This window comes from Oscillibacter sp. CU971, assembly GCF_905219725.1.
Classification (GTDB): domain Bacteria; phylum Bacillota; class Clostridia; order Oscillospirales; family Oscillospiraceae; genus Oscillibacter.
In genome coordinates this window covers 1-8,064 of sequence record NZ_CAJMXG010000132.1, presented here as the reverse complement: position 1 = coordinate 8,064, position 8,064 = coordinate 1, and the positions used below count along the sequence as shown (strand labels likewise).

3 protein-coding genes are annotated in these 8,064 nt (G+C 54.8%); all 3 read left to right on the top strand.

Annotation, left to right across the window (positions count from 1 at the left end):
• The first annotated feature begins 3,592 nt into the window (after positions 1–3,592).
• Positions 3,593–4,480, top strand: a complete 888-nt coding sequence (locus tag JX325_RS09960; RefSeq protein WP_204790996.1) for an ABC transporter ATP-binding protein — start codon at positions 3,593–3,595, stop codon at positions 4,478–4,480.
• Positions 4,458–5,678 carry an ABC transporter permease gene (locus JX325_RS09955; protein WP_204790995.1) on the top strand — a complete coding sequence of 407 codons (1,221 nt, stop codon included), beginning with the start codon at positions 4,458–4,460 and terminating at the stop codon, positions 5,676–5,678. Before JX325_RS09960 ends, JX325_RS09955 begins: the two co-directional genes overlap by 23 nt.
• A gap of 1,993 nt (positions 5,679–7,671) precedes the next feature.
• The gene (locus JX325_RS09950) at positions 7,672–7,947 is read left to right on the top strand and encodes a hypothetical protein (protein ID WP_204790994.1); all 276 of its coding nucleotides are present in this window, start codon (positions 7,672–7,674) and stop codon (positions 7,945–7,947) included.
• Positions 7,948–8,064: the final 117 nt, after the last annotated feature.

Genomic DNA, 8,064 nt, shown 5'->3' with positions numbered 1-8,064 from the left:
TTCAAGCCAAATCAACGCAGTCCTGGCGGAAAAAGATGCCCAAAGACGGCGTTTTGCCATTTTTCAAACAAGGCCTAATAGGCAACTGCCCATTCAGCCGTTTTGATAATGTGGAAATTTGATAGGCGTTTACAACGAAATGCCGCCCAAAAAATTGGGCGGCATTTCGCTTTTCTTGACCGAATTTTGACCTTTGCCCGTTATACTCGACCTACCAAAGCAAAGGAGGCCATATATGCGAAAACGATTGATTGCCGTTCCCCTGCTGTGCGGCGCTCTTTTTTCCCTCGCCGCCTGCGGGAACTATGCCATTCCGGACAGCACGCCCCCGCCGTCACAGGCTGTCGCCGCAAACCCGTTTGAGGCGGCGGAGGAGGATGCCGGATTTTTGGCAATGCTCACCCACGAAGCCGCTTCGGCTGATTTCTCCGAGAGCGGGGAGCGTCTGCCCTTTCCCTATGACGGCGGCGAGTTTCGGCTGGACTACCGATTCTCCCTCACCGGCAGGATGGATACGGTTGGATTTCTCCTGTTTCTGGACGGCCAGCCCCAGCCCTACAAGGTGAACGATACCACAGCGGAGTATGAGTATTGCCATAGCTTCCCCGCAAAGGAGGATCAGAGCTTTTCCTTTCTCTTTGAGCCTGTGACCGGCAGCGCCGGCGATACGCTGGCCCTGACCGTGGTGAGCATCACGAACCCGGACTTCCAGCCGGATATGGAATCCACCTCCAGCTATGGCTGGTATCATAAGACGCTGGAATCCTGTGTTGAATTGCAGTTCAACGCGGACGCGCCCGCCGCCCATTCAAACCTTCCGCCCGTCCAGAAAATCTTTTCNCAAAGCGAATTGCGGGAGGAAAAGGTCACAGCGCAGTATGTGGAAAACGAGCTTCCCAAATACGGCTGGGGCGGTGTGAGCATGGATACGCTGGACAGCGGGATCTATTATACGTTCTCCTGTGACGGCGGTCTCATTTATGACAACCTGCGGGTCTCCGCTCCCGTCACCCTGCGCTTTACCATGTGCGGCACAGCCGGAACAAGTTACAGCATCGCTTTTTTCCTGGATCACCGGCCGGTGAAGCTTGACGAAAGCACCTCCTGCTCTGTTACATTGAGCAAAGGCGGCGTCATGGAGCTTGAGGCCGTGATTGACCCGGATATGCTGGGGGATTTTAACACCCTTTACTGCGTCGCTGTGCCGCGGGGCGAAGGCTTCACCCCGTTCTTTAAGAGCAATTCCATTCTATTATATAAGGATGTATCGAATTAAGCTGCAAGGAGAAATGAAAATGAAAAAACCATTCTGCGTCACATTTGCGCTGATTTTTACCCTGGCGTTGTCCGCCTGCGGCAAAACGGATGCCCCTGCCCCTGCGGTTTCGGGAAGCGATCCCTCCGACACTCCCGTGGTTTCTGTTCCGACCCCTGGCGGACAGCCGGGACAATCCCCTTCTTCCTGCACCTTCGACCCCGCCCTGTTTGGCGGCAAGCTCCGGAGCTGCGCCTATGCCGGGAATGGGACGCTCCTTGTGCTGGCGGACAAGCTGTATCTCTACGACACAGGGACTTCCTCGGTGCTGGCCACCGCAGAAGCGCCCCTGCGCGACTTTGAAGCCCAGGCCATTGACGGGGGCTACGTCCTGTCCGGCATGGGCGATAGCGGCATGATGGCGTACATCTACGACAGCTCGCTCTCTCTGAAGAAGGAGATCGCGGTGAATGAGCTTTTGCAGGGAGATTTTGTTGTCAGCGAAACCGGGGGCACAGCGGCCTCCACGGACGGGAAAAAGCTGGCCTTCGCCGCCTTGGGCGGACTGTATCTGTATGACCTGGAAAGCGGGAGCCTGACTACCCTCCTGGACGTGGCCCAAAACGCCGGAACAGNCAGCATCAGTATTTCCATGCTGAACGGTGCTGCCTTTGCCCAGAACAACAGCCAGATCGTGTTCTTTGGCAGCGGCAGCTCAATTCCCGCGGCAGATGGCGAGGAAGACTTTTCCATCTACGGGAGCGTTGCCGTGGATGGCAGCAGTCTGAAGCTCACAAAACCGTCCGGCNATGAAATGGAAGAAATGCAGAGCAGCGTCAGCCGGTTATTTTTCCCCCAGGCCTTTACCCAGGCCGATGGGACGCTGCTTTGGGTGGACCGGGCAACAGGCAGCGCCAATACGCNTTCCTTCTCCGCCAGCGGTGAGGGCAAAGGCGGCGTATACGGCTCGGAGCAGGGGAACTATGTGGCGACCGCCGTTTTGGACGGCAGTCTGACCGTTCGCGTCTATGACGTGGCCTCCGGCGAATTGGCTGCCACCGAAGTGATTGAGAACTCCGACCCCGCATATTTCTACCGCATCCCCAGGATTTACCTATTGGACGGAGCCAAGACCGCCGTAGTTGTTCTCGGAGGCAGTATCGACGAACTTGATACGCTGGTATCTGTATTTGAATTTTAAGCCAGCATAATTTTAATGGATAAAGGAGAATCCAAACATGAAAAAGACGATTTGCTTGCTTTTAACCGCGCTCCTTACAGTGNCGTCGCTGTCTTTCGNACAAGCCAGCGCTCTGGCGGCGCCAGCCGGCCCCGTAAAGTGTGTGTTTAATTCCTCCCAGTTTGACGGAAAAATCCGGGAGTGCGCCTATGCCGGGGATGGAAGGCTTTTCGTAGCGGCGGATAAGCTGTACCTCTATGATACCGCCGCAGGCTCGGTGCTGGCCAAAACGGAAACACCCCTGCGCTCCTTTGAGGTCCAGACCATTGACAAGGGCTACATTCTCTCCGGCATGGGCGATGACGGCATGATGGCGTATATCTATGACAGCGCCCTTACGCTGACCAAGAAAATTGCGGTCAATCACCTTTTGACGGAGGACTTCGTGGTCAGCGAAACCGGTGTAGCGGCCTCCACGGACGGAAAGAAGCTGGCAATCGCCACCCTGAAAGGGCTGTATCTGTATGATCTGGAAAAAGAAAAGCTCACCACTCTGCTTGATTTGACGAAAAAGGCCGGCACATCCAAGATTCAAATTTCCGTTGTGGATGGCGTTGCGTTTTCCCAGGACAACAGCCAGATCATGTTCTATGGCGGAGGTCAGTCCATTCCCGCCAAAAAGGGTGAGAACAGTTTTTCCATCTATGGGAGCCTTGCCTTGGACGGCAGCAATTTGAAGCTCACGAAGCCGTCCTCTTACAGCATTGAGGAAATCCAACGCAGAACCGACCGCCTGTTTTTCCCCCAGACCTTTACCCGCAATGACAGGACGCTGCTCTGGCTTGACCGGAAAACCGGAGACAAAAGCACGCTCTCCTTCGCAACTAAGAAAGAGGGCCGTAACGGTGTGTACAGCTCGGAGCGGGGGAACTATGCCGCCACCGCCGTTTTGGACGGCAGCCTGACCGTTCGTGTCTATGAAGCGGCTTCCGGCAAGCTGCTTGCCACCAAAGTCATTCAAAATTCCAATAAAACATACTTCTACCGCATCCCCAGCATTTACCTTCTGGACGAGGCCAAGACCGCCGTGGTGCTTCTCGGAGGCAGCATCGGTGAAGTGGATACGCTNGTGTCTACATTTACCTTTGGTGAATAACGTGGAGATTACATTTGAAAGCGTATCGAAGCAATACAAGAAAAAATATGCGCTGAAAAACTTTACCGCCACATTGAACGAGGGCGTGTACGGCCTGCTGGGCGAAAACGGAGCCGGAAAAACCACGCTTATCAATATCTTTGTGGGCATCCTGCGCGGGGACAGCGGCACGATCCGGGTGGAGGGCCGGGATGTGCGGACGCTGGGTAAGACATTCCTGTCTCAAATCGGCTATATGCCGCAGTATCCTATCTTCTACCGGGATTTTACCGTCAAGGATTTCCTGCTCTATATGTGTGCGCTGAAAGACATTCCCACCCATGAAGCGGAGGCCCGAGTTTCGGAGCTGCTGGCCACGGTGAACCTGACGGACGCGCGGGGCAAGAAAATCGGCGCGCTCTCCGGCGGTATGCGCCAGCGCGTCGGCATTGTGCAGGCCATGCTGTCCGACCCGAAGATTTTGATTCTGGATGAGCCTACCGCCGGTCTTGACCCCAGCGAGAGGATACGGTTTCGGAACCTGATCTCCCGGTTTGCCCAGGGCCGGACGATCCTGCTGGCAACCCACATCGTTTCCGATGTTGANTGCATCGCGCGGGAAATCCTGCTGCTGAAACAGGGGACGCTGCTCATGCAGGGAACGCCCGCCGCGCTGGAACGGAACATTGCGGGCAAGGTGTGGAATATAACCGCCGGGGCCGAGGACGCCGCGCTGCTGACCGATATGTACTGCGTCAGCAACATGAAACAGGAGGACGGACGGTTTACCCTTCGCATGGTTGAGGACGGATGCCCGTTCAAGACCGCACAGCCTGTCCAGCCCAACCTGGAGGATGTGTTCTTGTACTATTGCAGGGGGGAGCGCCATGGTACGCCTGATACGGTATGAATTTATCAAGCAGTTCTGCAAGCGCTCCATTCTGGCGCTCTTTGTGGTGTTCAGCCTCGCCAACCTGTTCAAAATCTATGGCGAATACAAATCCTATTCCTATCTGACGGACGGGAACGGAGAGCGGAGCTGGCACACGCTTCATTGGCAGCTTTATGAGGAATACCGGGGGGAAATCACCCCGGAGAAGATCGAACGCCTGCTTGCGGCTTATCAGCCTCTTGTGGAGGCCACGTCAGATATGACCGCAAGCACAGCCACCGATGACCCCAACACGATGACCGGGAACCTGTACAGCGACAGGAACCTGCTGGACAAGTATTTTGTGCAGCCCATGCAGTATTCCTATGAGTACAGCCGCCGGTCGGAGCAAGCGGCAAATAGAGCGCGGCAAAGCGCCGCGCTCTATGGGGAACGGGGAGCGGTCTATCAGCGGAGGGAGAGCGGCGCGATCTATAATCTTTACGCTGGCCGCACCATCCCCGCCTTTGCCTACCGGGAAATGTGCAATTACTATCTGAACTATGATTTTTCCATTGTCCTGACCCTCCTGCTCTGCCTCTATGGGATCATCGGAACCTTTGTGAGCGAACGGGAGACGCAGATGGATATGCTGCTGCTGGTAAGTCCCAACGGCGGCAGAAAAACAGTCCTGGCGAAAATTCTCGCGGCCACCCTGTTTCTGCTCTTGACCTCGCTGTGGTTTTCTTTCCTCGACCTGATTGGCTTTGCGGCCTCCTTTCAGACCTTGGAAGGGCTGGCCCTGCCGGTGTTCGCGATTCCGAACTTTGCGGAAGTCTCTGTCAATCTCAGCATTTTTCAGTATGTCCTCCTGTCTGCCGTCCTCAAATGCGCCGGCGCATGGGTGATGGGGATGCTCTGGCTGCTGGTTTCGATGTTCTGGAAAAATGCCCTGCTCCCCTTTGTCATTGACTTTGCGCTCTGTATGGCGCTGACCGTCAGCGGAGCCGCCTGCGCCTACTCCAATTTCTTCTGGACAAAGGTGCTGAACCCTTATTCTCTGCTGGCAAACCGTGTTCTCCTGGGCAAAACAGAGTTTGTAAACCTGGGCGGATTCCCCGTCCTGACCTGGCAGGCCGCAGCATGGTTTGCCCTGATCGCGGGCCTTGCGGCGGCTGCTATGATTTATTTTCTGTCAGCGGAAAACGGTCACCGCTGTGTTCGGAGGGCAAAATGAGTGTTTTCTCTTATGAATGGAAAAAACTGATGGTTATGCAGCGGGGCCTGCTCTATATCCTGGCCGCGCTCCTGGCCGGCACGGTTTGGCTGGCCGCGGCCGACAGGCCGCAGAACAGCGCGATGGAAGAATACCGCGAGGAATACGAGTGGTATCTGGAGCGGCTGGACGGGGCCTGCACAGAGGAAAAGGCCGCTTGGCTGGAGCAGGAGGCCCAGGCCATCACGGAGGCCCGCAGTACCCGATCTCAATCCCAGGAAAACTATTACAGCGGCCAGATCACAGAGGAACAGTATGAGCGGCAGATCGCGGAGGTCAACACGGTATTGGCCCATGAGCATGGGTTTGAAGCCGCGTACCGGCAATATTTATATATCTGCGAGGACACCGGCAATCGTTACTTTCTGAAAACAAACGGCTGGGCGGGGCTGTTTTCCGCCCAAACGCTGGACTTCCCGCTGTTCCTTGTCATTTTGATTTTGGCATCTGCGGTTTTTTGCTCGGAGTATAGCTGCCAGATGGACGCGCTTTTGCGGACGGCGGCCCAGAGCCGCAAGAGCGCCGGAAGCAAAGCCGTCATGACCCTCTGCGCCGTGTTCGCTCTCTGCGGAGGGCTGGCCCTGATTCGCTTTGCTTTCTTCGGAATAAAATACGGCCTGCCCCACGGGGAGTACCCTGTTCAGAGTATCGCCAGTTTCGGGGGCAGTACAAAAAATATCTCCCTGCTGGCCGCGTATCTGATTTTGACCGTCCTGCGCTGCTNTGGCTCGGTGTATCTCGCCGCCCTGCTGCTCTTTACCTCCGTTTTGGTGAAGAAATATGCTTTGACGGTGGTGATCGGGGTGGCATCCACCTTGATACCGTACATCGGCTTGTCCAGACAGATTTGCTATCGCTTGCCGCTGCCCCTGCCGTTCCTGCTGGCAACCGGATTCCTGGAAGGGACTTCCTCTGTGGAGGATTCGCTGACAGGTGAACCCATCGTNACTTTTTCGGAGCGCTCCCCCCAGGAGCTGCTGGCCCTGCTGGGCCTGTCCGCTGTGTGCTGCGCCCTCATGGTATGGTGGGTCCTGCGGCAAAACACAAACTGCTGGCAGTTTGGAAGAAAATTCGTCAGAGGCCGCGGGGCTGCCGCGCTCTGCCTGCTGGTGCTGCTCTCGCTGTCCGGCTGCTCTGCCGCAGAATCCGCAAATGGGATATTCAATTCATCCTCGCAAAGTGTGTCGGAAACTTACAGTGTGATCTTCGACGATCAGACGCGGAGATACACTCTTGAAAACCGGGCAGCCGGCGCCTTGACGGATTTGCCCCTCTCTCCGCTGTTCGGGGCCTTTTCGGATGGGGAATCCGTCAAAGCCGTCTATATGGATGCCCCGTATATTTACTATATGACCTCCCGTACGGAACAGTATGTGGATCGGGTCGGCAGCTACAACAGTACCGCTACCCAGGTGTCCATCGTCCGGCTTGATACAGAAACTTTTGAGGAACAGGTTATTTTCGAGAAAATAACGGACAGCGGGCGATCTCTGCTGGGAATTGATTATACCGTGGGGGATACCTGGATGTTTCTGCAATACTGCTACGGCTTTTTCCTAAACAGCGACAGCCTCTTTTTCATTACGAATGATGGGATTACGGAAGTGAGCAGGACGATCCAGCGAACGCAGGTGCTGGACATCCCCACCGGGGGGAATATAGCGTTTGATGGGCGGACGATCTACTTCATCAACGAAAATTCTCTGCTGACAGCGTATGACACCAAGACCCACAAGGAAAGACCGTTTCGGAATATGGTTGCCTCTGACTTCTGCCTGACCGGGCAGGGGCTGTACTTTATCAACCGCATGGATTCCGAATGCGTTTATCTATGCGGTAAAGACGGCGTTGGCAGTCTGAAGATTTCAAATGACCCGGCTCTGTCTGTTGGTTATGACGGCGAGAAAGTTACCATGATTCTAAAATCGGACGGGAAGGAGGTGGTTTTTGAGCCGTGACGGTACGGGAGCGCCAAGCATCCGTCAGAGCAAGGCGAAAAAAGCGCGGCAGAAGGCTGATGATCGCCTATGCTTCGCGTGGTGTAATCTTCCTTCTGCTGGCTCCGATCATGGTCGGATCATTCTCTTTTCGTGCATTGTATTTCCAATTATTAGTGTATTTTAATATATATAAAATAGGGATTTTGATTCAAGCCGTTTTGCTCACCGCTGTAAACAGCGGTGAGCAAAACATGACACATATTACTTCCGGCCTTTCAGTTCGGAAGTAATATATTATAGAATGAACTATAACTAATATTTGAGGTGAATCTTAGGGAAACGCTGATTTAATCCCCCCAAATGATAAAAGATGTGATAAAATAAAGGAAAGGGGGCGCGGGGTATGA

Excerpts from the sequence above, each read along its gene's own strand:
- JX325_RS09955 (WP_204790995.1), top strand. The coding sequence starts at position 4,458 with ATGGTACGCCTGATACGGTATGAATTTATCAAGCAGTTCTGCAAGCGC.